At 32.7% G+C, this 23391-nt stretch carries 22 protein-coding genes and 1 pseudogene; 4 read left to right on the top strand and 19 right to left on the bottom strand.

The genetic code is table 11. The features are described from left to right. Positions 1-61 precede the first annotated feature (61 nt). The 14 genes and pseudogenes from IW18_RS18475 to IW18_RS23000 all read right to left on the bottom strand — a co-directional run bounded on the left by IW18_RS18475 (position 62) and on the right by IW18_RS23000 (position 9423). A complete protein-coding gene (locus tag IW18_RS18475) occupies positions 62-430 on the bottom strand; it encodes a nuclear transport factor 2 family protein (protein ID WP_041519598.1) in 369 nt (122 codons plus the stop codon). A gap of 23 nt (positions 431-453) precedes the next feature. Then, positions 454-1140: a GNAT family N-acetyltransferase gene (locus IW18_RS18480; protein WP_041519599.1), complete on the bottom strand. Its 687-nt coding sequence runs from the start codon at positions 1138-1140 to the stop codon at positions 454-456. Between the two features lie 11 nt (positions 1141-1151). Continuing rightward, positions 1152-2021, bottom strand: a complete 870-nt coding sequence (locus IW18_RS18485; protein ID WP_041519600.1) for an alpha/beta hydrolase — start codon at positions 2019-2021, stop codon at positions 1152-1154. Positions 2022-2032: 11 nt separating this feature from the next. After that, a complete protein-coding gene (locus IW18_RS18490; RefSeq protein ID WP_041519601.1) occupies positions 2033-2566 on the bottom strand; it encodes a hypothetical protein in 534 nt (177 codons plus the stop codon). Between the two features lie 123 nt (positions 2567-2689). Next, positions 2690-3190, bottom strand: a complete 501-nt coding sequence (locus tag IW18_RS18495) for an SRPBCC family protein (RefSeq protein ID WP_041519603.1) — start codon at positions 3188-3190, stop codon at positions 2690-2692. A gap of 53 nt (positions 3191-3243) precedes the next feature. Further along, positions 3244-3744, bottom strand: coding sequence for an SRPBCC family protein (locus IW18_RS18500; protein ID WP_041519604.1), 501 nt, complete (start codon positions 3742-3744; stop codon positions 3244-3246). Next, positions 3734-4060 (bottom strand): ArsR/SmtB family transcription factor, encoded by a 327-nt coding sequence (locus IW18_RS18505; protein WP_041519606.1) that lies wholly within the window; start codon positions 4058-4060, stop codon positions 3734-3736. The genes IW18_RS18500 and IW18_RS18505 overlap by 11 nt, the downstream gene beginning before the upstream one ends. Before the next feature lie 228 nt (positions 4061-4288). Beyond that, positions 4289-5476: a hypothetical protein gene (locus IW18_RS18510; protein WP_041519608.1), complete on the bottom strand. Its 1188-nt coding sequence runs from the start codon at positions 5474-5476 to the stop codon at positions 4289-4291. A gap of 272 nt (positions 5477-5748) precedes the next feature. After that, the gene (locus tag IW18_RS18515; protein WP_084607989.1) at positions 5749-6651 is read right to left on the bottom strand and encodes a PhzF family isomerase; all 903 of its coding nucleotides are present in this window, start codon (positions 6649-6651) and stop codon (positions 5749-5751) included. A 74-nt stretch (positions 6652-6725) separates the two neighbouring features. Further along, positions 6726-7121 carry a VOC family protein gene (locus IW18_RS18520; protein ID WP_041519610.1) on the bottom strand — a complete coding sequence of 132 codons (396 nt, stop codon included), beginning with the start codon at positions 7119-7121 and terminating at the stop codon, positions 6726-6728. 125 nt (positions 7122-7246) lie between these two features. Next, on the bottom strand, positions 7247-7615 hold the full coding sequence (locus IW18_RS18525; protein ID WP_041519612.1) for a hypothetical protein: 369 nt from the start codon (positions 7613-7615) through the stop codon (positions 7247-7249). A 192-nt stretch (positions 7616-7807) separates the two neighbouring features. Next, on the bottom strand, positions 7808-8449 hold the full coding sequence (locus tag IW18_RS18530; protein WP_123902579.1) for a hypothetical protein: 642 nt from the start codon (positions 8447-8449) through the stop codon (positions 7808-7810). Positions 8450-8542: 93 nt separating this feature from the next. Further along, positions 8543-8956 (bottom strand): helix-turn-helix domain-containing protein, encoded by a 414-nt coding sequence (locus IW18_RS18535; RefSeq protein WP_041519616.1) that lies wholly within the window; start codon positions 8954-8956, stop codon positions 8543-8545. 191 nt (positions 8957-9147) lie between these two features. After that, positions 9148-9423, bottom strand: a pseudogene (locus tag IW18_RS23000) (GIY-YIG nuclease family protein). A 391-nt stretch (positions 9424-9814) separates the two neighbouring features. Here IW18_RS23000 and IW18_RS18540 point away from each other — a divergent pair. After that, positions 9815-10120 carry a nucleoside triphosphate pyrophosphohydrolase family protein gene (locus tag IW18_RS18540; RefSeq protein ID WP_041519618.1) on the top strand — a complete coding sequence of 102 codons (306 nt, stop codon included), beginning with the start codon at positions 9815-9817 and terminating at the stop codon, positions 10118-10120. A gap of 180 nt (positions 10121-10300) precedes the next feature. Here IW18_RS18540 and lysA read toward each other — a convergent pair whose 3' ends face one another. From lysA to gltB, 3 genes are all read right to left on the bottom strand, one after another. Then, positions 10301-11524, bottom strand: a complete 1224-nt coding sequence (lysA, locus tag IW18_RS18545; protein WP_041519620.1) for a diaminopimelate decarboxylase — start codon at positions 11522-11524, stop codon at positions 10301-10303. Positions 11525-11889: 365 nt separating this feature from the next. Next, a complete protein-coding gene (locus IW18_RS18550; protein ID WP_041519622.1) occupies positions 11890-13344 on the bottom strand; it encodes a glutamate synthase subunit beta in 1455 nt (484 codons plus the stop codon). A 97-nt stretch (positions 13345-13441) separates the two neighbouring features. Continuing rightward, a complete protein-coding gene (gene gltB, locus IW18_RS18555) occupies positions 13442-17959 on the bottom strand; it encodes a glutamate synthase large subunit (protein ID WP_041519624.1) in 4518 nt (1505 codons plus the stop codon). Between the two features lie 415 nt (positions 17960-18374). Here gltB and sucC point away from each other — a divergent pair, with 415 nt between their 5' ends. Next, positions 18375-19568 carry an ADP-forming succinate--CoA ligase subunit beta gene (gene sucC / locus IW18_RS18560; RefSeq protein WP_041519625.1) on the top strand — a complete coding sequence of 398 codons (1194 nt, stop codon included), beginning with the start codon at positions 18375-18377 and terminating at the stop codon, positions 19566-19568. Positions 19569-19830: 262 nt separating this feature from the next. Here the strand turns inward: sucC and IW18_RS18565 are convergent, their stop codons facing one another. Continuing rightward, positions 19831-20616: a DUF5694 domain-containing protein gene (locus IW18_RS18565; RefSeq protein WP_041519766.1), complete on the bottom strand. Its 786-nt coding sequence runs from the start codon at positions 20614-20616 to the stop codon at positions 19831-19833. A 223-nt stretch (positions 20617-20839) separates the two neighbouring features. Between IW18_RS18565 and IW18_RS18570 the strand changes: the two genes are divergently transcribed. Together IW18_RS18570 and IW18_RS18575 are read left to right on the top strand one after the other, a co-directional pair. After that, entirely contained in the window at positions 20840-21880 is a 1041-nt protein-coding gene (locus tag IW18_RS18570; protein WP_041519627.1) for a sensor histidine kinase, read from the top strand. A 1-nt stretch (position 21881) separates the two neighbouring features. Further along, positions 21882-22586, top strand: a complete 705-nt coding sequence (locus tag IW18_RS18575) for a LytR/AlgR family response regulator transcription factor (protein WP_041519628.1) — start codon at positions 21882-21884, stop codon at positions 22584-22586. Positions 22587-22826: 240 nt separating this feature from the next. Here the strand turns inward: IW18_RS18575 and IW18_RS18580 are convergent, their stop codons facing one another. Next, positions 22827-23288, bottom strand: a complete 462-nt coding sequence (locus IW18_RS18580) for a DUF1456 family protein (protein ID WP_041519630.1) — start codon at positions 23286-23288, stop codon at positions 22827-22829. Positions 23289-23391 lie beyond the last annotated feature (103 nt).

Below are 23391 nucleotides of genomic sequence, written 5' to 3' on the forward strand. Positions count from 1 at the left end.
AAACCCGACAGGTTTTTAAAACCTGTCGGGTTTGTTGGTTGAGAAACTTGCGGTTAAATACTTATTCAAACTTTAAACTTGCGTTTCTAGACATCAAATATGAGGTAAGCTTTTTTATTTTGCCATTTTCCATTTCAAAAACATCACAAAAAACGGCATCCAAAATGTTTCCATTTTTCATGTTTCCTTGTACTGCACCTTCGGCAATAACGATATTGTTTTCTTCAACGAGTTTTATAATTTGAATTGTTGGACTTCCAATAAAATTTTCATTTTCAATTTCTTTATCAAATGCTTCTTTACCAACATGCTGATAAATTCCTGGCATTTCCCAAATAATATTATCTGTCAGACAAGCCAAAATTCTTTTATGGTCACTTATTCTAAAAGCGTCCATGTATTCGTTTACAGTTTGTTTATTTAGTGTCATACTTAAGGAAATTAATTTTAAAGTTACTGATTTTTAGAGATATGCCAAAAACTCATTTTTCTTCTCGTTACAAAACCTAGTTTCTCATAAAGTTTAATTGCTCCAATATTACTTTCGACAACATGCAAAAATGGAATTTTATTTTGGTCGAAAATTCTATTAACAACATGAGCAATTAACTGTTTTGCATATCCTTTTCCGGTATGATCAGGATGTGTAATTATGGCGCTCACTTCAGTAAAATCATTCATTTTCATTCGTTCTCCTGTAATTGCAATTAATTGATGGTCTTTAAAAATTCCAAAATAATCACCCAACAAAGGAGTTTTATTTTTAAAATATCCAGGCTGAACTAAGTTCACCAAATTGCATAATGCTTCATTATGACTTTCGTTAAGTTCGACAATTTCAGCATCTATTGACAATTCTATTTTTTCAGAAATAATCATTTGTAGACAAACTAATTCTTTTGTAATTTTTAAAGAATCAAGAAGTGCAGGTTGAGTGCCTACAACAAAAAAATTATCGGTTAATGATGAATATTGAAATGTTGCTTCTTTTGTACTTTCAATATCAATAAATCCTCCAAACAGGCAATAATCAGGATTGTAAAATTTAGTGCCATTGTAATCAATAGCAAATTTGGAATGAATTTCTGATACAGCATTCCAAACCGGATTATCGAGTTTATATTCTTCTACGTGTTTCATTAATTTTGACTTTATTCTTTAGGTTTTGGATATAAAACTCTAAATGAATTTGAAACTGCGGGATGCAAAATAGTAGCGTGATTTTCTAAAGGCAAGTAATCAAAATATACTTTTACATTTTTACTTTTGGTTGCTTTTATTTTCTCGGCAAGTAAGTTGGCATCAACTTCCATTACTCTCGGAATTTCGGTTGGCGTAAGACCTTCCTTTCCAACGGCAATATAAATATCAGTTGGTTGATTAAAACTTTCTTGAAAAATAGCAGAATTTTGATTTAGTAAAGAACCATTATCCCACCATAAACTTGGACTCACAATAACGTATTTACTAAAAAGGGTTGGCTTTTTCAACAAGATTTCGGTTTCTAATAATCCTCCTAAAGATTGCCCGATAATTGTTTTCGAATGGGTTGTTTTATATTTTTTATCTATAAAAGGTTGTAATTCTTTCTCTACAAAAGCAATAAATTTATCCGAATGTCCTGAAGTTGCAAATCGTTTTTGATCTTTTTCGATAGTGGTAGGAAACGTAAAATCTCTTCTTCTGTCGACTGTTGCAATTCCTACTACAATTGATTTTGGAACTTGATCTACCCATTCAAAACTATTAAATTGCACTAATCCGGAAATATGAATAAAATCCTCATCGGCAGAACCGTCTAAGAGATAAATAACAGGATATTTTGTAGCTTCGTTTGTGTTGTAACCTTCGGGAAGATAAATGTTCAGGATTCTTTTTTCGCCAAGTTCTTTCGATTGAATTTCATCAATAACACCTAAAACAAAAGGTTTTGTACTTTCGGTTGATTTAGATTTATTGATCTGGCTAAAAATTAAAGTTGAAGAAAATAGTAAAAAGAAAAGGGCAACGTATTTATTCATTTTTTTGGTATTTAATTGCTATTATTGTTTTGTATTATTTTGGCTTGTAAAAGTTCTTCTAAGTCTGCAATACTTTTTTTGCTTTCGGCTTTAAAGCCAAAACTTACCATTGCTATTCCAAATACAAGCATTACAAAAGGGATAAACATAAAAAATCCAGTTTCTGAGTTTGTATTATTTCTAAAAAACAAGCTATATGTTGAGGCTATGCAACCCAACGAAACTCCTCCTAACCATACAATCATAAAGACTTTTACGAAATCGATTAGATTCATTTTTACATTTATTTTAGAACCATTTAAATCATTTTTAATCGTTCCCTTAATTACAGGTAAAAACGAATTTCTGTAATTAATGGCTCTTTTAATTTCGAATCTGTCGTAAGCGATTTTGCCAATGTATGGTTTAGAATAAGAAAAGCTTTTTGCGCCAAAGCCAAAAGATTTTTCGGCTTCGATTTCATTATTAAGACGAGCTAAAAGTTCTTCTTTATTTAATTTTGAATGATAGACTACTTCTTCAAAAGGGAGAAATTTTTTGATCATATAAAAAACTTAATGTTTAAAACGAAAATACAAATTATTGTTTTGATTTTAGGTTAAAATGAAATCAAAAAATCCCGTTTGCCTTATGGTAAACGGGATTATATTGATACAGAATAATTAGTATTATGCTTTTGAAGCAAAAATTTCGTCTAAGCCTTCCAAAGCAATTGTAAATCCTTCTTTGAAACCCATTTCGATAATTTTTTCGATATCAGATAAGTTGTCGTGTTTAATAGCAATATCTACAAAAGTAGAATTTCCTTGTTCCGAAAAATTTACATTCCAGTTAGAACGTGGAAAATCTTGATTTAAATTTCCATCCTTATCGCAAAAAGCATCCAAATATTTAAAATTTGATTTTGGAGTAATTGAGGTAAAATCTGCCAAAGCCCAGTGTTCTTCTCCTTGAGGGCCAACCATTGCATAAAGTCTTTGACCACCTTCTTTAAATTCCATGCTTTTTGTTTTGGATTTCCAAGGTGAGGGCGCCCACCATTGGTCTAATATTTCGGCCTCTGTCCAAGCAGACCAAACATTGGCAAGTGATGCGTTGAATTCGCGTTTTACATTTACCGTTTTATTTTCTTTGTCTACGGTAAAATTCATCAAAAGATTTGATTTCATTTTCTTTAGATTTTTACTTTATTAATATTTTAGTTAATAGATTTAAAAGGTTATTATTTTCGATTTTCAAAGATTTTGTCCAAACTTTTCATTGTAACTGTAATTCCTTCTTTAAAGCCCATTTCTATTAATTTTTCTAACTCAGGCAAGCTATCTCGTTTAATGGCAATATCAACAAATGTCGAATTATCTTGCTCAGAGAAAGAGACACTCCAGTAGGAACTTGCAAATTCTGAATTTGGATTTCCCTCTGAATCGCAAAAAGTTGAAGCATATTTAAAATTGGTTTTTGGAGAAATCGAAGTATAATCAAAAGAACTCCAGCGTTCTTCGCCTTCCAGCCCAACCATTGCATACAATCTTCGTCCGCCTTCTTTAAATTCCATACTTTTTGTTTGAGATTTAAACGGGGCAGGAGCCCACCATTGGTCTAATATTTCAGCTTCGGTCCAAGCTGACCAAACGTCTGACAAAGAAGCTCTAAACTCGCGTTTTATGTTTACCGTTTTGTTTTCTTTATCTACCGTAAAATTCATTAAAAGATTAGATTCCATTTTCTTTAGATTTTAAATTTATTAATACTTGATCTAATTGGCTAAAGCGGTTTTCCCAGATTTGTTTAAATTGTTCTAGCCATTGGTCAACTTCTTTCATTTTATCAATTTTGAGTTGATAATAAATTTCTCGACCAATTTTTGTTTCGTCGAGCAACTCACATTCGTTTAGGATTTTAATGTGTTTAGAAACGGCTTGTCTCGTCGTATTAAATTGTTCCGCAATTGCATTTGGTGTCAAAGCATTGCTGGCAATTAAGACTAAAATAGCTCTGCGAGTTGGGTCGGCAATAGCTTGAAAAATATCTCGTTTCATTTTTAAATTATTTAAATACGCAACTAATCAGTTGCAAATATATGCAACTTTTTGGTTGCGCAATATTTTTTTGCGTTTTTTTTATGATTTTAGGTATAAGAAAGGAAGACGTATACTGTTATACGTCTTTGTATAAGTATTTGAGAATAAGACGCCAGTGAAATTTTTAAGGTGCCAATTGCACAGGCGATTGTAGAGATGCACAGCAGTGCGTCTAAAAAAAAAGTACTATCTCCTAAATTTATTTCGAACAATAATATCTTTAAGTCTTGCTTTCAGGTCTTCGCCAGTATCGTAAACCATTTGTTCGTTGTTTGGAAAAGGCACAGAACGACGGTCAAAATAATTCATATAATTATCCTCACAAGCATTTCGATCTCCTTTGTATGTAGCGTAAATGTTCTCAAAAATAAATTCGCTACTTACAGGAAACGATTGCAATAACTGATTCGTTTTGATATCGACATAATCTACTTTTGCTGTTATCTGACACGATTTAAATTGTCTGAATTCGTATATTTTTGCACGAAGCATTCTATAATTGTCCACTTTAATTTCCTTGCCCAAACTATCCTTAACAGGTCTTCCGCGGCCGTCCAGAAGTGTTTTTACACCATCTTTAATTTGTCTTTCCTTAATAAACTCTTTCTCTTTAATTTGCTCCGGCGAAATATTAATTTGAACAAAATTGATAATCAAACTATAATCGTAAGCAATATTTTTTTGTCTTGCGCTATGATAAACCGTCCATTTATCGTTTAATCCGTAAGTTTTAAAATCCAGTAAATCATCCTGAAGACGCTTTGGGATTACCATATTGGTTTCATTTGTAGCATAAACATCTACAAAATCAGTTCCTTTAAACTGCGCATCGGTCATTAATTTTTTTGAATTTTTATAGCCGGGATTGATACTTTCTAAATAGAAAAAATCATCATAGGCTTTTCTAAAATCGAGTTTGTTGTTCGATTTTAAAAGTGCCGACGCATTTTCATATAAATATTTAGATAGCGCATTTTTACTGCTTACAATCTCATTCGAATAATTATCAAACGGAAAAGAAGCATTTTTGCCCTGTTTCAATAAAGGCAATGGTAATAATGGTCTAATTTTTTCCTGACGATTATTGAGCTGTAAATAAGTGTTGTAGATTCGTTCTGCATTTGCAGGATTGGCTTCTTTGGTCATCATTTCCAGATCGCGCAAATCTCTGTCTTTGCCTTTTGCAAAAGCTTCTTCGAGCAAGTACACATAATCCTGTTTTCCTTTTGAGTCTTTTTTGGTTCTTAAAGCTTCTACGGCGCGATCTATTGCGCCATCATAATTGCCATCGCTTATTAAAGATTGAGTTGTTTTTACACCGCACGACGAAAGTGCCAAAAATAATATTGAAAACAGTAAAGTAATTTTTTTCATTCCTAAAGACCAATTGATTTTGAAGGTGTAAATATATCGGTTTTTAGAGAAATTCAGATAATGTTAATTTTAAATTTAAGAAGCAGCAATTTCCGTTTTCATAATAACCAACTGTCCCGCTTTCGCCTTTATCTCTCCATTTCATTACGAGGATATCGGCTCTATCGGGGCTAGGTCAGAAATTTGTTTTTTTTATAAGAAACAAATGAAGCATATTTTATTGTAGAGACGCACAGCAGTGCGTCTGAGATGTGGTGTATATAGAATGTTTTTTAAACTTCTATTTCAGTTCTAAAAACAATAACTGCATCACCTTTTATTTGAATTAGAGTAGGTTTGTCATTTTCAATTGCAACGCTAACTTTTATCACACCAAGCCGATCTATTTGTTCGCCTTGTCTTCCGTTGAATTCAAATATATCATCTTTAAAATCAACAATTCTGTTTTGTACCAAATAGCCACCCAATGGTCCGTTTGCGTTTCCAGTTACAGGATCCTCGTTTATGCCAATTGCTGGAGCAAACATTCTGCCATAAGTCAGGATATCTTCGCTGTCAGAATCAAATGTAAAAACAAAATAACCGTTACAATGTATCAATTTACTTAAGTCGGCTAAGTCATTGTATTTTGGAGACAAAGCATTAAGTTTTGCTCGGCTTTTAATTCCAATCATCACTTTCGAATGTCCAGTAGAAGCAATTTGAATTGGACATTTTTCATCCATATCCGAGTAATCCAGATCTAATGCAGCTAACATTTTTTGAGTTGTTTCATTATCAAATGTTGGACTAAGTTCAAAAGCTCCCTGAGTCATTACAATCTGATAATCCCCGTTTTGCTTAATGATCTCAAACGGAAGAATACCAACTTTAGTTTTCATCCTTAACACGCAAGAATCTAAATTATCTTCGAGAGCCTTTGCATACATTGCAGCAATCGTTGCGTGTCCACAAATTGGAACTTCTATACTTGGAGTAAAATATCGAATTACACCATCGCATTCATCATTGTCTGGAGCGAATAGAAAAGCGGTTTCAGAATTGTTTAATTCTCTCGCAATTTGCTGCATTTCATAATCCTTTAATCCATCTGCATTAACAACAACTCCGGCAGGATTTCCTTTGAATTTTTCTTTAGTAAAAGAATCAATTTGATATGTTATGAGTTTTTTCATGATTTTTTGGGGCATTCGCGAGCGAGATGCTCGAGATATATTGGTCTACTTGTTTTAGTTAAATAACAAATTCTCTACATTCCAGGCCAGTATAGAACATTAAATTTATGTCCGTCGGGATCAGAAAAACCAAAAGTATATCCTTGTTGGTAATTTGTTGGTTCTAGAAAAATTTTGCCTCCAGCCTTTCTAACTTCTTCTGCCCATTGGTCAACATCTTCTTTGTCCTTTGCAGAGATACTGAATATAATTTCATTTCCGGTAGATAAGTCTGCTACTTTAGGAACAAACTTTTCGAGCTGTTGTTTTACAAAAAAGTGAATTATAAAATTCTCATCTCCAAAAATAAAACTTCTTAATTCGTCATTTGTATTGTGACCGTTTGGTGTAAAACCCAATTCGGTATAGAATTTAGTTGTTCTGTCTAAATTTTCTACACCCATATTGGCCCATATTTTTTTAGTTTTCATAAGATTCATTTTAAAAAATTAGAACTTAATTCTGACTATAAAGTAATCGTAATATAAATTTATGAAATTTTAAATTGAAAAATAGAAATGCTTGACGTACTCTTTAACGTCTAAAGATTTATGGCTTATTTTGTTTGTTTTTTATTTTTGACCTGATATACAATTTCCCAAAACAAAATAGATAAAATAGCATTTGTAAATATGGCTGTTTTTACCAAATAAGGATCATAATTTACAAGGAGATGTAAATTTGCAAATTGCACTGCTAGAAATAAACTTATGGCTGCAATAGCAATAGATAAAATTATATTTAATAAAGGTGTCCATTTTAAAGCGAAGAAAGTGTAAAGTATGTTTAAAACAGCAAAACCACAACCTAAAGTAATATACGGATCTGTTTTTAATGTTTCACCCAACGTAAGTAACGATGTGGTAGATGAAAGATATAAAAAGAATAAGATTGAATAAATTAGGATTCGGATTTGTAGTTTCATTTTGATGTTTTTTTTGGTGTACAAAATTACAAATTAAAAATGAAGCTGAGATTAGTATGGATTTGAATTATGTTTTGTATATGCTTATGCTAGCGCGAGTGTCCCGCTCGTGACTGCAATGTTTTTTTAGTTTTTCATAGGGCTTGCATGTCTAGTGTTCACGAGCGGGATGCTCGCGCCAGCAGCGGGGTGTTATTCATCATCTTTGAGATACCTGCTGTCAAAATAAATCTTGTATTCCATTGTATTTTTTTCTTTATAAAGTTCTCCAGTTTTTTTGTCTTTCATTTCAACAAAATAATCTTCGCTTAAAAAATCGACACAGCCATAAATATGTTTACGATCAGATTTATTGTTGGGTAATCTGTTGAGAACAAGTTTTGAAGTTCTTGTATAAACGAGTATTTCGCTTTTAGCATCTACCTGTTCTCTACTTGTAAAATAAGAGGGATAACCCCAAGACATGCGTAATTTTACTTCGGCAGTTTTGTTTGGAAACACTTTAGCAACGAAACCATATCTTTGAAATCTAGAGCCAAAGCCACCTTTAATAATAAGTGTATCATTTTTGTAATAATGATTGCACATAAAGTCTTTTTTTGTAAAATCATTTTTTAGATGATCATAAAATATAGTGTCTTCAACCATATTTTTTCCTCTATAAACTGTTCCATAAATAGAATCTATCGCATATTGTGATCCGTTGTTTGTTGTATTTATATTTTCAAGAGCCAGCGCTTTTATTTTTGGGTCTAAAATTATTTTGATTGTTTTTTGAGAATAAATAAAACTTACTGATAAGACAAAAAATAATGTGAGTAGATTTAATTTCATAGGTTTAAAATTTGGATTGGAATTTTGGTTGTGCATAAAAAAAGCACAAAATAAAAATATATTTGTGCTTTCGTAAAATTTATTATTGAGGAATTATTTTCCTTTTAGTAATTTTTCTAAATATTCGTTTTTGTCTTTTTCAACTTGAACTAAGCGTTCGTAAAGTTCGACAACTTTATCAAGTGGATTGAATGTGCAATAATTATTTGAGTTTTCACCTGAATTATTACCTGCATTAATTACGCTATCTTTTGTATCGTAATACGTATTGAAATAGTTAAAAACAGATTCTTCCGAAAAGTTTTCAATTGCTTCTACCGTGACACCAAGAACTTTTGCAATTTGTACAAGTTTTTTAGTATCAACTTCCTCGCTTGTTTCAATGCTTGAAATAGTTTGTTGACTTATGCCAATTGCTTCAGCAAGGGCTTCTTGTTTCATACCTCGAAGCTCTCTGATTCGGCTTATGTTTCTGCCGATATGTTTTGGTTTTGATGTTGTGCTCATAATTTCAAAGGTATTTAATTTTTTTGATTTTATTGAAGAGTAAATATATGATTTTTCTGAGGTGATTTGTTATTCGAAGTTTCAGTTTTCAAGTCTCAATTATCCAGAATCTTGTCATTTCGACGGAGGAGAAATCTTCACAAGAAGCTCTACAAAGAATGGAAATGTTGCACAGAGATTTACTTATGAAATCATACAAACAAATAATTCAAAAAATCCAGATTTGGATTAATTGTCTTAATTAATTCGATTTTCTTTTCTTTTCGCCAGTCTTTTACTTCTTTTTCACGAGAAATTGCTTCTTGAATTCAAGTAAACTTTTCATAATACAGCAAGAATGTAACATTGTACTTTGATGCAAAGGTTTTGTTTCCGTTTGTGTTGTTTTCTGTATGTTGACTTAAGCGAATTCTCAAATTATTAGTAACTCCAGTATATAAAACAGTTTTAGATTTGTTGGTTATTATGTATAAGTAGTAAGTATGATAGCCTTCTTGTCATTGCATTTAAATTATTTCTGGCTAAAGATAAAAAAATATGTTAAGAATTTTCTTATCATTTAATTTATTGTGATATGCTTTGTAGAGCTTCTTGCGAAGATTTCTCCTTACGTCGAAATGACAAAACTGACTTGTTTCTTTGTGTATGTTGTTTTTGAAGTCTCGAAATCGCTCAGTCTGACAAACGATTTGAAGAAAATTTAAGAAGTCTAAAATATCTAAAACAATAAAATCAATATTGTAAAGTTTTATTTACAAAAACTAGAAACTATCTTTACCGATATTTTCTAATTTAATCATGGATTAGATAAAAAGGAAATAAAATGAGAGAACGGTTAATAACACATAAAGGAGAGAAATGAATTTAAATGAATTAATAAAGAAAGTTGTAAAGGTGTCTGATCAATATGAAAAGAACTGTAATATCAAAAGAGACGAAGATTGGTATATTTTAAAGCTTCAGGAAGAATTAGGAGAACTGACACAAAATTATCTTTCATATACATCTAGAGGAAGGGATAGAAATTTAACACAAGAAGAATTGAAGAAAAATATTTCAAATGAAGTAGCAGATCTCCTTGGACAAATTTTGTTATTTGCAAATTATCATGATATTGATATAGAGAAATCTATGGACGATAAATGGTTTTCGTACTTGAAATGAAACTTTTCTAATTGATTATTTTGTCGCAAATTGGGCTGACAAACTTTGTAGGATTTGACTTCGCTAAGCCTGACAATCGGTTTGAAGAAAAACTAAGAAGTCTAAAATATCTAAAGCATAAAAAAATCCCGCCTCAATTAAGAAACGGGATTAATGTAGATATTCTCTTTTTTTTTATTGTTAAACTGTTGCAGCAACTTCTTGTGGCAACGGAATTTGATTGGTAAGTAAATCTTCGAATGTTTCTTGTTTACGAATTAAGATTCCCTGACCGTCTTTCCATAAAACTTCGGCTGGTTTGTATCTTGAATTGTAGTTTGAAGCCATTGAGAAACAATATGCTCCGGCATTTCTAAAAGCAAGAACATCACCTTCTGTAATTTGTGAAATTTTGCGGTTATTGGCAAATGTATCTGTTTCGCAAATGTATCCTACAACAGAGTAAAAACGCTCTTTTCCTTTTGGGTTTGAGATGTTTTCGATATGGTGCGAAGAACCGTAAAACATAGGACGAATTAAGTGATTGAAACCACTATCGATTCCTGCAAAAACTGTTGAAGTTGTTTGTTTTACTACGTTTACTTTTGCTAAAAAGAAACCTGCTTCGCTTACTAGGAATTTTCCTGGTTCGAAAATCAAGGTTAAATCTTTACCGTATTCTGCACAGAAAGAGTTGAATCTTTTTGATAATTTTTTACCTAATTCTTCGATATCTGTTTCGATATCGTCTTTTTTGTAAGGAACTTTAAATCCGCTTCCAAAATCTAAGAATTGTAAATCTTTGAAATGCTTAGCAGTATCAAATAAGATCTCGGCAGCATACAAGAACACTTCGATATCTAGAATATCAGATCCTGTGTGCATGTGAATTCCAACAATACTCATTTTTGTATTTTCGACAATACGTAATATATGCGGTATCTGGTGTACAGAAATACCAAATTTACTATCGATGTGTCCTACAGAAATATTAGCATTTCCGCCCGCCATTACGTGTGGATTAATACGAATACATACTGGAATATGTGGGTGTTTTGTCCCGAATTGCTCCAGAATAGATAAGTTGTCAATATTGATTTGTACACCCATTGCAGCAACTTCTTCTATTTCTTCAAGAGAAACTCCGTTTGGTGTAAAAAATATTTTTTCAGGTTCATAGCCAGCATGAAGTCCCAATAAAACTTCTTGAATTGATACAGTATCTAAACCAGACCCCATGTTCTTTAATAACTGAAGAATCGCAACGTTAGACAATGCCTTCATGGCGTAATTAACTCTTAAGTTTTCTACCTTAGAGAAAGCTTTAGTTAACCTATTGTACTGAGATTGGATTTTTTCGGCATCATAAACATATAATGGACTTCCAAATTGGTCTGCTAACTGCAGTAAATCTTTTGCTTGCATTTTTAAACTATTTTGAGCAAAGTTATTACACTTTTGAGTAACGACAAATTAATTGTAGAAAAATAACAAATTATAACAAATTGTTTAATTTTGAACAAAAAGTGCTTTGTTTCGAATTTTTGTAAAATTATTTAGACCCAAAGATACAAAGGTTCAGAGGGACAAAGGTTTTTTTAACGTTTCTAAACCTTTGTGTCTTTGTTTCTATTTCCCTTTGAAGCTAAAAAACCCGGACGAAAGTCCAGGTTTTTTATTAGTGTGTTGTTTATCGGAATAAAGATTTATTATTTTAATCTTTTATGTTCATAAGATTTAAAATACTAAGAGAAAAACTTAGAACCTTAGTCTCTTAGAAACTCAAAAAATTAAAGACTTGGTAAATCTCCGTTTCCTTTGGTTGGTAAGTTGGTATATCCCATTAAGAACATATCAACTTCTCTTGCAGCTTCGCGACCTTCTGAAATAGCCCATACAATTAATGATTGTCCTCTTCTCATATCACCAGCGGTGAAAATGTGTGGAACATTTGTTTGATAATTTTTAGCTTTATAGTTGCTTCTCATATCTAATTCAAGACCTAATTGCTCACTTAAAGTTTTCTCCGGACCTGTAAATCCTAGAGCTAATAAAGCTAAATCGCAAGGCCAGATTTTTTCTGAACCTTCTTTTTCGATTAATTCTGGACGTTGACCAGGAGTCATTTTCCATTGTACTTCAACTGTTTTTAATCCTACTAATTCTCCTTTTTCGTTTGCAAGGAATTCTTTAGTATTGATTAACCAGTTTCTGTCGCAACCTTCTTCGTGAGAAGATGAGGTTTTCAATTGCAAAGGCCAGAAAGGCCAAGGCGTAGACTCACTTCTTCCAACTGGAGGTTTTGGTAAAATCTCAAAGTTAGTAACTGATTTTGCTCCGTGTCTGTTTGATGTTCCAACGCAGTCAGAACCTGTATCTCCACCACCAATAACGATTACATCTTTTCCTGTTGCTTTTACCTGATCTGGAATTGATTCTCCGTATAAAACTTTTGTTTGCTGAGTAAGGAAATCCATTGCCTGAACAACTCCTTTGCTTTCAATTCCTTTAGTTGGTAAACTTCTTCTTTCTGTTGCTCCTCCGCATAAAACGATAGAATCAAAAGAATTTAATTCGTCTACACTAAAGTTAACACCAACATTTACATTGGTTTTAAAAGTGATTCCTTCAGCTTCAAGGATTGCTACACGTCTGTCGATAATTCCTTTTTCAAGTTTGAAATTCGGAATTCCGTAACGTAATAAACCTCCAATTGCATTGTCTCTTTCAAAAACAGTTACCGTGTGACCGGCTCTGTTTAATTGTTGAGCAGCTGCTAAGCCAGCAGGACCTGAACCAATAACGGCTACAGTTTTTCCAGTTCTGGTTAATGGCGCTTGTGGTTTAATCCAACCTTCGGCAAAACCTCTTTCGATGATGTTTTTCTCGATGTTTTCGATAGCAACTGGTTCTTTAATGATTCCTAATACACATGATTTCTCACATGGAGCAGGGCATAAGCGACCTGTAAATTCCGGAAAGTTATTTGTAGATTGTAAAATCTCTAAAGCACTTTGCCATTCTTCCTGATGCACCATGTCGTTAAAATCAGGAATTAAATTTCCTAATGGACAAGAACTGTGGCAAAAAGGAATACCACAATCCATACATCTTGAACCTTGTTCTTTTATTTTATCTTTTGCTAACGGAATTGTAAATTCATTGTAATTCGAAACACGTTCTACTACTGCTAAATTACTTTCGTCGGCTCTGTTATATTCTTTAAATCCGCCTATTTTACCCATGACATTTTTATTAAATTTAGTTGTGAGATATGAGATGTGAGAAGCGAGTTGAAAAACTCAAACTTAGTACCTCTGCACCTTTGTAACTCAGAACCTTTTAATCAGCTATTAATTCTTCTATTTTTTTCTCTTCTGCAATTCGTTGTAATGCTTTTTTGTAATCAGTAGGCATTACTTTTACGAAATGTTTCTGCTCATTTTCCCAGTCTGCTAAAATTCTTTTTGCTAATGGACTGCTAGTGTACAATGAATGGTTTTTGATCAATCGTCTTAGTTTTGTAATATCCTCGTCTTCGATTGGGTCAAAAGCAACCATTTCCATGTTGCATAATGTTGAGTCAAATTGTTTATTTGGATCGTAAACATAAGCAACACCACCGCTCATACCAGCTGCGAAGTTTCTTCCTGTTTTTCCTAAAACAACCACAGTACCACCTGTCATGTACTCGCATCCGTGATCTCCAATTCCTTCAACAACTGCTGTTGCTCCAGAATTTCTTACACAAAAACGCTCACCAGCCATACCATTAATATAAGCCTCTCCGGTAATAGCACCATAAAGGGCAACGTTACCAATAATGATGTTTTCTTCAGGTTTGAAGGTAGCAGTAGGAGGGACTTTAATAATTAATTTTCCTCCAGAAAGACCTTTCCCTAAATAATCATTACAGTTTCCGTGAATTTTAAACGACAATCCATTTGTTGCAAATGCACCAAAACTTTGTCCGGCAGAACCTTCAAAATCAACTAAAATAGTGTCTTCAGGTAAACCTTGTGCGCCATATATTTTTGAGATTTCATTACTCAAAATGGCACCTACAGAACGGTCTGTATTTTTAATTTTAAATGTAACTCTTGTTTTTTCTTTTCTATAAATAGACGGAATTGCTTCTTTGATAATATCAAAATCCAATACATTTTCAAGTTGGTGATCTTGCTCTGTAGTATTGTGAATTGGCTGTGTTTTTGCTTTTTCCGGTTTGTATAGAATCGGTGATAAATCTAAACCATTTGCTTTGTAATGTTTGATCGCTTTGTTCACATTTAATTTTTGTGATTGACCCACCATTTCTTTTAAGGTTCTGAAACCTAATTGTGCCATGATTTCTCTTAATTCTTCAGCAATAAAATACATGAAGTTGATGACATGCTCTGGTGTTCCTTTGAAATTTTTTCTCAATTCAGGATCCTGAGTTGCAATACCAACCGGACAAGTATTTAAGTGACATGCTCTCATCATGATACATCCAGAAGCTACAAGCGGAGCAGTTGCGAAACCAAATTCTTCGGCTCCTAACAATGCAGCAATTGCTACGTCACGACCAGTTTTCAATTGTCCGTCACATTCAAGAACTACACGACTTCTTAAATCATTTAAGATCAAAGTTTGTTGTGCTTCAGCAAGACCAAGTTCCCACGGAATACCTGTGTGTTGTAAAGATGTTAATGGTGCAGCACCAGTTCCTCCATCATAACCAGAAATCAAGATAACGTCAGCTTTTGCTTTGGCAACACCGGCAGCGATGGTTCCAACTCCAACTTCAGAAACTAATTTTACGTTTACACGTGCTTCACGGTTAGCATTTTTCAAGTCATAAATCAACTGAGATAAATCCTCAATTGAGTAAATATCGTGGTGAGGAGGAGGCGAAATTAAACCTACATAAGGTGTAGAGTTTCTTGTTTCTGCAATCCAAGGCACCACTTTTTCTCCAGGTAATTGTCCACCTTCACCAGGTTTAGCACCTTGAGCCATTTTAATTTGGATTTCTTTAGCGTTTGTCAAATAGTTGATCGAAACACCAAAACGACCCGAAGCAACTTGTTTGATGGCGCTATTTCTAGAATCTCCGTTAATTTCTTTCTGGAAACGTTTAGGATCTTCTCCACCTTCTCCAGAATTACTTTTTCCGCCAATTCTGTTCATTGCAATTGCTAAATTCTCGTGTGCTTCTCTACTGATAGATCCGTAAGACATTGCACCCGTTTTGAATTTTTTTACAATTTCTGTCCAAGGTTCTACTTCGTCAATAGAAATTGGGTCAAGATTGTTGAATTCAAATAAACCCCTAATTGTCATTAAGTTTGAGCTTTGCTCATTGACCATGTCAGAGTATTCTTTATAGCTTTCAGGACTGTTTAAACGAACTGCTTGTTGTAATTTTGAAATAGTTGTTGGATTAAACATATGTTTTTCTCCACCACGTCTCCATCTGTAAATACCGCCAATTTCTAAAGGCAATAAGTTGGCAATTTTTGAATTTGGAAATGCTTTTTGGAAACGTTTCTTCACTTCTTTTTCTACTTCCATTAAACCAATTCCTTCGATTCTAGAAGGTGTGTATGGGAAATACTTAGAAGTAAATGTTTTGTTTAGACCTAAAATCTCGAAAATTTGAGCCGCTCTGTACGAATGTAAAGTAGAGATTCCAATTTTGTTCATGATTTTAACGATTCCTTTTGCAATTGCTTTATTGTAATTTACAATAGCATAATCTGCTTTTACTCCTGTAATGAATCCTTGGTTTACCTGATCGTGAATGATTTCGTTTACCATATAAGGATTGATAGCACTTGCACCGTATCCAAATAATAAAGCAAAATGATGTGGTTCACGAGGTTCTGCAGATTCGATTATGATTCCGAACTTAGAACGAACTTGTAAGATGTTCAAAGAGTGGTGAATGTAAGAACAAGCCAATAACATTGGGATTGGAGCAAATTCTTCGCTTACACCTCTATCTGATAAGATGATGATATTACATCCTTCAGAAACGGCTTTAAAAGTTGCGTCAACACATTTTTCAAGCGCGCGCTCTAAACCGTTTACTCCTTTTTCTATTTTGTATAAAGTAGAAATTGTAGCCGATTTGAAATCTACGTGATCAATGTTTCTTATTTTATCTAAATCCTCGTTTGAAATAACTGGATTTTGGATTTTTAGTTTTTTACATTGCTTAGATTCAATTTCGAAAATATTGAAATCTCCACCAATTGCCAAACTAATATCAGTAATGATCTCTTCACGAATACCATCCAAAGGCGGGTTGGTAACCTGAGCAAATAATTGTTTGAAATAGTTGTACAATAATTGTGGTTGCTCTGATAATACTGCCAAAGGAGTATCATTACCCATAGAACTGATAGCTTCAGCTCCTTGACCTCCCATTGGGTTTATGATAGTTTTTAAATCTTCGATTGTGTAACCAAATAATTTTTGTCTTGTTAAGAAATCTAATTTCTCAACCGGAGTAGGGTTATTTGTGTATGGAATTTTAGATAATGGCAATAAGTTTTCGTCAATCCATTCCTGATACGGACGTTTTGTTACGATTGATTTTTTTACTTCCTCATCTTCAATAATACGACCTTCGTTCATGTCAACCAAGAACATTTTTCCTGGCTCTAAACGACCGTGACGTATTACATCTTCTGGCTCAATATCCAATACACCAATTTCTGATGACATGATTACGAAACCACTATGTGTTAGTGTATAACGAGAAGGACGCAATCCGTTTCTGTCCAATAAAGCACCAATTACGTTTCCATCTGTAAACGGAATCGAAGCCGGACCATCCCAAGGTTCCATAATACAAGCGTTAAACTCATAGAATGCTTTTTTCTCAGGAGACATAGTTTGGTGTTTTTCCCAAGCTTCAGGAACCACCATCATCATCGCTTCTGGCAATGAACGACCTGTCATTAATAAAAGTTCTACTACCATATCCATAGAAGCAGAATCTGATTTTCCTTCTAAGATAATTGGAAATAGTTTTTTGATATCATCGCCAAAAACTTTGCTTTGCATAAGCTCTTCACGAGCACGCATACGGCTAACGTTTCCACGAAGTGTGTTGATCTCACCATTATGACACATGTATCTAAATGGTTGAGCTAATTCCCATGAAGGGAAAGTATTTGTAGAGAAACGTTGGTGAACTAACGCCAAACGAGTCACTAAATCTGGATCTTTTAAATCAACATAATAACGGCTGATGTCTTCCGGCATCAACAAACCTTTATATATTATGGTAGTTGTTGATAAACTAGTGAAGTAAAACATATGACTTTCAGAGGTTTTAGATCCTCTTACGGCATGTTCTGCAATTTTTCTAGCTGCAAAAAGTTTTGCATTAAATTCTTGTTCAGTTAAATCCTGACCGTTTTTAGAAACGAAAACTTGTTTAACTGTTGGTTCTTTTTCTGCGGCAATCTGCCCTAAATTTTCAACTTCAACAGGTACATCTCTCCAACCTAGAATCTTTAAGTTCTGATCCTTAATAGTTGCTTCAAATGCATTAATACAAAAAGAAACCTGGTTTTTGCTTTTTGGTAAAAAAACCATTCCTACTGCATACTCACGTGTTTCAGGGATTTCAAAATCACATACTTTTTTAAAGAAATCATGCGGAATGTCAAATAAAATTCCAGCCCCGTCTCCAGTTCTTCCATCAGAACTAACGGCACCACGATGTTCCAATTTAATTAAGATGTCTAATGCTTTGTGAATAATATCATTTGATTTAATACCATTCAAATTACAAATAAATCCTGCACCACAATTGTCGTGTTCAAATTCAGGCAAATAAAGCCCTTGTTCTTTAACTTTCATTCTTGATATTTTTTCTACAAAAATAAAGATTTCGTTAAATATAATGTATTGAATTTATAATTTGACTTACATTTTTGTTGTAATATTAGAAAAACGCTTCTTAAATGATAATAATTTTATTTAAAGCATTGCGAAATGTCAAAATCACAATATGTTTTAAATTATATTAGGAAAAATCGACGCTTAGGTGCTGAAAGCACAGTCTTTTTTGTTAAATCTCAAACGATATAGTGGTTTTTAGTTAACATTTTATGCGCAATTGTTTAACGTTTTTTTGGCTTTGGAGGTAATTATTAATTTACATATGAAATTGACTCATTTTTAATTGAAAAAGATTTTACTATTAAGTTGAATTTTGCTACTTTTGTCGCACTTTTATTCTGAAATAAATTCAGAACCAGACAAATTCTATATTATGAACATACACGAATATCAAGGAAAAGAAATTTTAGCTAGCTACGGAGTACGCATTCAACGCGGAATTGTGGCTAATAATGCGGTTGAAGCTGTGGCTGCTGCAAAACAATTAACTGCCGAAACTGGTACAGGATGGCATGTGATAAAAGCACAAATTCACGCAGGTGGACGTGGAAAAGGTGGTGGAGTTAAGTTGGCTAAAAACTTGCAACAAGTTGAAGAAATTGCAGGACAAATCATCGGAATGCAATTGATTACACCTCAAACTTCTGCTGAAGGTAAAAAAGTAAACAAGATTTTAGTTGCTGAAGATGTTTACTATCCTGGTGAAAGTGAAACTTCTGAATTTTATGTTTCTGTTTTATTGAATAGAGCTACAGGACGCAACATGATTATGTATTCTACTGAAGGTGGAATGGATATTGAAGAAGTTGCTGAGCATACTCCACACTTAATTTTTACTGAAGAGGTAGATCCTTCTGTTGGATTGCAAGGTTTTCAAGCAAGAAGAATTGCTTTTAACTTAGGTCTTTCTGGAAATGCTTTCAAAGAAATGGTGAAATTCATCGACGCACTTTACAATGCTTACATTGGTTCTGATGCTTCTATGTTTGAAATCAACCCGGTTTTGAAAACTTCAGACAATAAAATTATGGCTGTTGATGCTAAAGTAAATATCGATGATAACGCTTTATACAGACAACCAAAATATGCTGAGATGAGAGATATCCGTGAGGAGAATCCAATCGAGGTAGAAGCTAAAGAAGTAGGATTGAACTATGTAGATCTTGACGGTACTGTAGGATGTATGGTAAACGGAGCAGGTCTTGCAATGGCAACTATGGATTTAATTAAATATGCTGGTTTTGAGCCTGCTAACTTCTTAGACGTTGGTGGAACTGCAGATGCTAAACGTGTTGAAACTGCTTTCAGAATTATCTTAAAAGATCCAAACGTAAAAGCTATTTTAATTAACATCTTCGGAGGAATCGTTCGTTGTGACCGTGTTGCTCAAGGTGTTGTTGATGCTTATAAAAACATGGGAGACGCTATCAATGTGCCAATCATCGTTCGTTTGCAAGGAACAAATGCTGAAATTGCAAAAGAATTAATTGACAATTCAGGTATGCCAATTTTATCAGCTACTCAATTTCAAGAAGCTGCTGACCAAGTTAAAGCTGCATTATCTTAATCAAATAAGATTTAAATTATATATAGAAAATCCCTTCGATCATTCGGAGGGATTTTTTTTTTTGGAGTTAATTTAACCGTAATCCTAATAACTACCTGGTGTAAAAGTTTTTTGTTGAAGATTGTTAAAGACAAACGCAAAGTTCGCAAAGCTATATTTTTGAAATAGCAACGAATTCACGAATTAGCTTAATAATCTTTTGAGATTAAAAATAATTCGTGAATTCGTGGCTAAAAAAAAACTTTACGGTTTAATTATCTCACTATTTTAAAACTGATGCTAATTCTACAATTTCAAAGTCAGGATTATGTTCTACAAATTCTCTAATGATTTCCGTATGACCTGCGCCTAATAAAACCATTATTTTATCATCTTTACTTTCTGTAAGTTTTGTAATCAAAGCATACATATAAAGATTTCTTCGATACCATTCTGAAACTAAAAATGCACCCACAAAATTATCTGTTTTACCACCTTTTATTGCCGTTTGAAGATACCAACTAAGATCTGGTTTATTAACATCCAAAAGTAATTGGGTCAAAGAATACTTTGTAATTTTTGCGTTGAAATCTGTTTCGTAATTTTTCATGGTTTCTTCATTCTTCTTGATTAGATCAAGCTGATTAGCAACTTTCATTTCTTTAACCAAACTATCATATGGAAAATCAGTTTCGTTGTAATCAATTGCATATAATTTTTTATGACCTAATTTTTTAGCGGATCTTAGAGCTACTTGTACTCTTTCATCTGAATCATTCTTAAGCAAACTATCAGTGTTTTTAGCAAAAAATTGATCTAGTTTGGCTTGTTTTTGATAATTCCATTCTACGAAAATTTTATCAGGACCAAATTTTTTAATTTTATCGGTAATGTTTTCTAACTCCTTTTGGCTCTTGTCTGTCATAACATTGAAAGTATTTACTTTAGCAACGTCAAGTCCCGGATTTTCAAAGTGAAAACTTCCAAATAATAGTATTTGTTTCTTTTTTTGTTGAGCAAATGTCAAGTTAAATGTGGTTAGTACTAGTAATAGAATAATTTTTTGCATGATGATTTTTTGTTTTAAATTCATTGCAAATGTATCTGAGGAATTAAAGTACTTTTTCAATTTTTGACAAACACCAATAACCATATTATAAACACTCAAAATTCTTGATTGAAAAATTTGCTGTACTGTTTTTGATCGTTCATCACAGAAAATAAGGGTTTTATATAAATATAGTATTCATGTAAAGTCATAGTTGTATTTTTGAAAGTACAACTACATTATTATGAAGCTAAAAATTCCCTTTTATTATCATATTCTTCTTTTTTTAGGATTATTTTTCACCTTTTATCTTTGGGATATTGGAGTAAGTAATCGAAAATTGGATTCTGTTTTTAGCAATAAGTATTTCTTTTTTAATGCTGGTTTTGTCCTGTCAGTTTTTATCGTTTATCTTTTAAACTTCTATTTTTTTTGCGATTGGTTCTTGAACAAAAAAAGGATTTTGTTGTATTTTTTGAGCATTCCTGTTTCGTTACTTTTTTTTGCGGGAGTCCGTTATTTTTTGCAGGAAGTAGTTGTGTATGAAATTACCGGAATTCATAATTATGGTGAAGAAACACGTGAAATGGGATATTATATTCGGGATAACTTTTTCTTCGGATTACCGGCAGTAATTTTAAGTGCTTTTAGTTACTTGTTTTTTCATTCTCAGGAAACGCAACAACAAAATCGGGAATTGCTTTTGGAAAATAAGAGAGCAGAATTTCAGATGCTGAAATCTCAAGTTAGTCCACATTTTTTGTTCAATACATTAAATTCATTTTACAGTCAGTTAATCTTGAAAGATGACGAAATGGCTTCAGATATTTTAGTACTTTCAGATTTGCTTCGTTATGTGATTACTGAAACAGAAAAAGACGAGGCGCTACTTTCTAAAGAAATTCAGTTCATTCAAAATTATATACATATGCAGAAAAAACGTTTTGAAGATCAGCTTTATTTGGATTTTATAGTCGAAGGAAATTATAATTCCGAGAGAATTATTTCGTCGGCATTAGTTCATTTTATAGAAAATGTTTTTAAACATGGAAAATTGAATAATCCTGATGAAAGAGCTAATATTTTAATCAAAATAAAAGAAAATAATCTGGAAGTTTCAACCTTTAATTATAGTGTAGAAGGGGAGAATTACTCATCGACAGGAATTGGTTTCGAGAATCTGACTAAACGTTTAGAGTACACATATAAAGATAAATTTGTACTTGAAAAAACAACAGAAAATAATACCTTTAAAACATACTTAAAAATACCACTAAAAAAATAATATGAACTTTAGATGTATCATTGTTGATGATGAACCGCCAGCAACGCGAATTTTAGAAAATTATATTGGAAAAGTTTCTTTTTTGGAAAATGCTGGTGTTTTTAATGATTCCCTAAAAGCATTGGAGTTTTTAAATTCACACCCTATTGATGTTGTTTTTTTAGATATTCAAATGCCTCAATTGACAGGCTTACAGTTGTCTAAAATTATTTCAAAAGATACCAAAGTAATTTTTACCACTGCATATCCTGATTTTGCTTTAGAAGGTTTTGAGTTAAATGCGATCGATTATTTATTGAAGCCTATCGCTTTTGAACGATTTTATCAGGCAGTTTCTAAATTGAAATCAGAAGCAAAAGTTGAAGTTACGAACCAATCGGTAAACGAGTTTATTTTTATTAAAACAGATGGTAAAAATAAATTTCAGAAGTTATTTTTAAATGAGATTTTGTACTTAGAAAGTCTTCAGAATTATGTTTGTGTTCATACTTTGAAACAGCAAATTATTACACATTCATCTTTAAAGAATGTAATTGAATCATTGCCGGATAAAGATTTTATTCAAATACATAAATCTTTTGTCGTTGCCCTAAAGCAAATTGAATCTACTGACAGTTTTTCGGTTTTTATCAATTCAAAAGAATTGCCAATTGGAGCGACTTTTAAAGATCCTTTTTTCGAGAGAATTGATCAGAATAAGATATAAAATTTGGGTTTGGGGTGATTTTTAACCGCAAAGTGTGCAAATATTTTTTTATATAGATTTAAATAAAAACGCAAAGTTCGCAAAGCTATGTTGATAAAGCTTTGCGAACTCTGTATTTAAGTTCGCCACGAATTCACGAATTAGTAAAATTAAAATCGCTCTAATCCTTGCAATCTGTGGCTAAAAAAAATGCGAACCTTGCGTAAACCTTTGCGAACTTTGTGGTTAAATAAATAGTAACTACTTTTTGTTTTTACCGTTTTTGTAAACCACTTTTTCTACAACCTGTACTTTAGGTGCAGTTTTGGTGTTGTTTTTCTTAAAAGGTTTTTTAGCAGCTGGTCCAGATTTAGAAGGAGCTTTGTCGCCTCTTCCTTTTTCAGCATCTTTTGGACTTGCTTTAAACTCAGGTCTGTCTTTTGTATCTTTCTTAGGGATTTCAGCTTTATGTTTCGCTAAAACGTCATTAGGATTTTTCGGGTTTTCTTTTGTTCCTCTTAAATGAATTACTAATCCGTTTAAGAAATTACGTAAAACCTGATCGCCGCATTCCATGTAATTTTCATGATCTTCGGCTCTAAAAAAAGCTCCCAATTCAGATTTTGAAATTCTAAAATCTACTAATTCTAAAATCTCAACTATTTGGTCGTCACGGAGCATCAAAGCCACGCGAAGTTTTTTTAGGATATCGTTGTTCGTCATCGTTTAATTTTTTACAAAGGTACGTTTTTAAAGTAATTTGATTGCGATTTATTGAAGTGGGCGTAGTTTTTTTGCCAAGAATTACACGAATTCTCACTAATTA

This window comes from Flavobacterium hibernum, from assembly GCF_000832125.1.
Lineage (GTDB): Bacteria > Bacteroidota > Bacteroidia > Flavobacteriales > Flavobacteriaceae > Flavobacterium > Flavobacterium hibernum.

What these genes read in the sequence shown, in the direction of transcription:
- IW18_RS18550 (WP_041519622.1), bottom strand. Translation starts at nt 13,344, where the DNA reads ATGGGTAAAATAGGCGGATTTAAAGAATATAACAGAGCCGACGAAAGT.
- IW18_RS18530 (WP_123902579.1), bottom strand. Translation starts at nt 8,449, where the DNA reads ATGAAATTAAATCTACTCACATTATTTTTTGTCTTATCAGTAAGTTTT.
- IW18_RS18525 (WP_041519612.1), bottom strand. Translation starts at nt 7,615, where the DNA reads ATGAAACTACAAATCCGAATCCTAATTTATTCAATCTTATTCTTTTTA.
- IW18_RS18535 (WP_041519616.1), bottom strand. Translation starts at nt 8,956, where the DNA reads ATGAGCACAACATCAAAACCAAAACATATCGGCAGAAACATAAGCCGA.
- IW18_RS18515 (WP_084607989.1), bottom strand. Translation starts at nt 6,651, where the DNA reads ATGAAAAAACTCATAACATATCAAATTGATTCTTTTACTAAAGAAAAA.
- IW18_RS18485 (WP_041519600.1), bottom strand. Translation starts at nt 2,021, where the DNA reads ATGAATAAATACGTTGCCCTTTTCTTTTTACTATTTTCTTCAACTTTA.
- IW18_RS18480 (WP_041519599.1), bottom strand. Translation starts at nt 1,140, where the DNA reads ATGAAACACGTAGAAGAATATAAACTCGATAATCCGGTTTGGAATGCT.
- gltB (WP_041519624.1), bottom strand. Translation starts at nt 17,959, where the DNA reads ATGAAAGTTAAAGAACAAGGGCTTTATTTGCCTGAATTTGAACACGAC.
- IW18_RS18570 (WP_041519627.1), top strand. Translation starts at nt 20,840, where the DNA reads ATGAAGCTAAAAATTCCCTTTTATTATCATATTCTTCTTTTTTTAGGA.
- IW18_RS18575 (WP_041519628.1), top strand. Translation starts at nt 21,882, where the DNA reads ATGAACTTTAGATGTATCATTGTTGATGATGAACCGCCAGCAACGCGA.
- IW18_RS18500 (WP_041519604.1), bottom strand. Translation starts at nt 3,744, where the DNA reads ATGGAATCTAATCTTTTAATGAATTTTACGGTAGATAAAGAAAACAAA.
- IW18_RS18505 (WP_041519606.1), bottom strand. Translation starts at nt 4,060, where the DNA reads ATGAAACGAGATATTTTTCAAGCTATTGCCGACCCAACTCGCAGAGCT.
- IW18_RS18580 (WP_041519630.1), bottom strand. Translation starts at nt 23,288, where the DNA reads ATGACGAACAACGATATCCTAAAAAAACTTCGCGTGGCTTTGATGCTC.
- lysA (WP_041519620.1), bottom strand. Translation starts at nt 11,524, where the DNA reads ATGCAAGCAAAAGATTTACTGCAGTTAGCAGACCAATTTGGAAGTCCA.
- IW18_RS18520 (WP_041519610.1), bottom strand. Translation starts at nt 7,121, where the DNA reads ATGAAAACTAAAAAAATATGGGCCAATATGGGTGTAGAAAATTTAGAC.
- sucC (WP_041519625.1), top strand. Translation starts at nt 18,375, where the DNA reads ATGAACATACACGAATATCAAGGAAAAGAAATTTTAGCTAGCTACGGA.
- IW18_RS18475 (WP_041519598.1), bottom strand. Translation starts at nt 430, where the DNA reads ATGACACTAAATAAACAAACTGTAAACGAATACATGGACGCTTTTAGA.
- IW18_RS18490 (WP_041519601.1), bottom strand. Translation starts at nt 2,566, where the DNA reads ATGATCAAAAAATTTCTCCCTTTTGAAGAAGTAGTCTATCATTCAAAA.
- IW18_RS18510 (WP_041519608.1), bottom strand. Translation starts at nt 5,476, where the DNA reads ATGAAAAAAATTACTTTACTGTTTTCAATATTATTTTTGGCACTTTCG.
- IW18_RS18565 (WP_041519766.1), bottom strand. Translation starts at nt 20,616, where the DNA reads ATGCAAAAAATTATTCTATTACTAGTACTAACCACATTTAACTTGACA.
- IW18_RS18495 (WP_041519603.1), bottom strand. Translation starts at nt 3,190, where the DNA reads ATGAAATCAAATCTTTTGATGAATTTTACCGTAGACAAAGAAAATAAA.
- IW18_RS18540 (WP_041519618.1), top strand. Translation starts at nt 9,815, where the DNA reads ATGAATTTAAATGAATTAATAAAGAAAGTTGTAAAGGTGTCTGATCAA.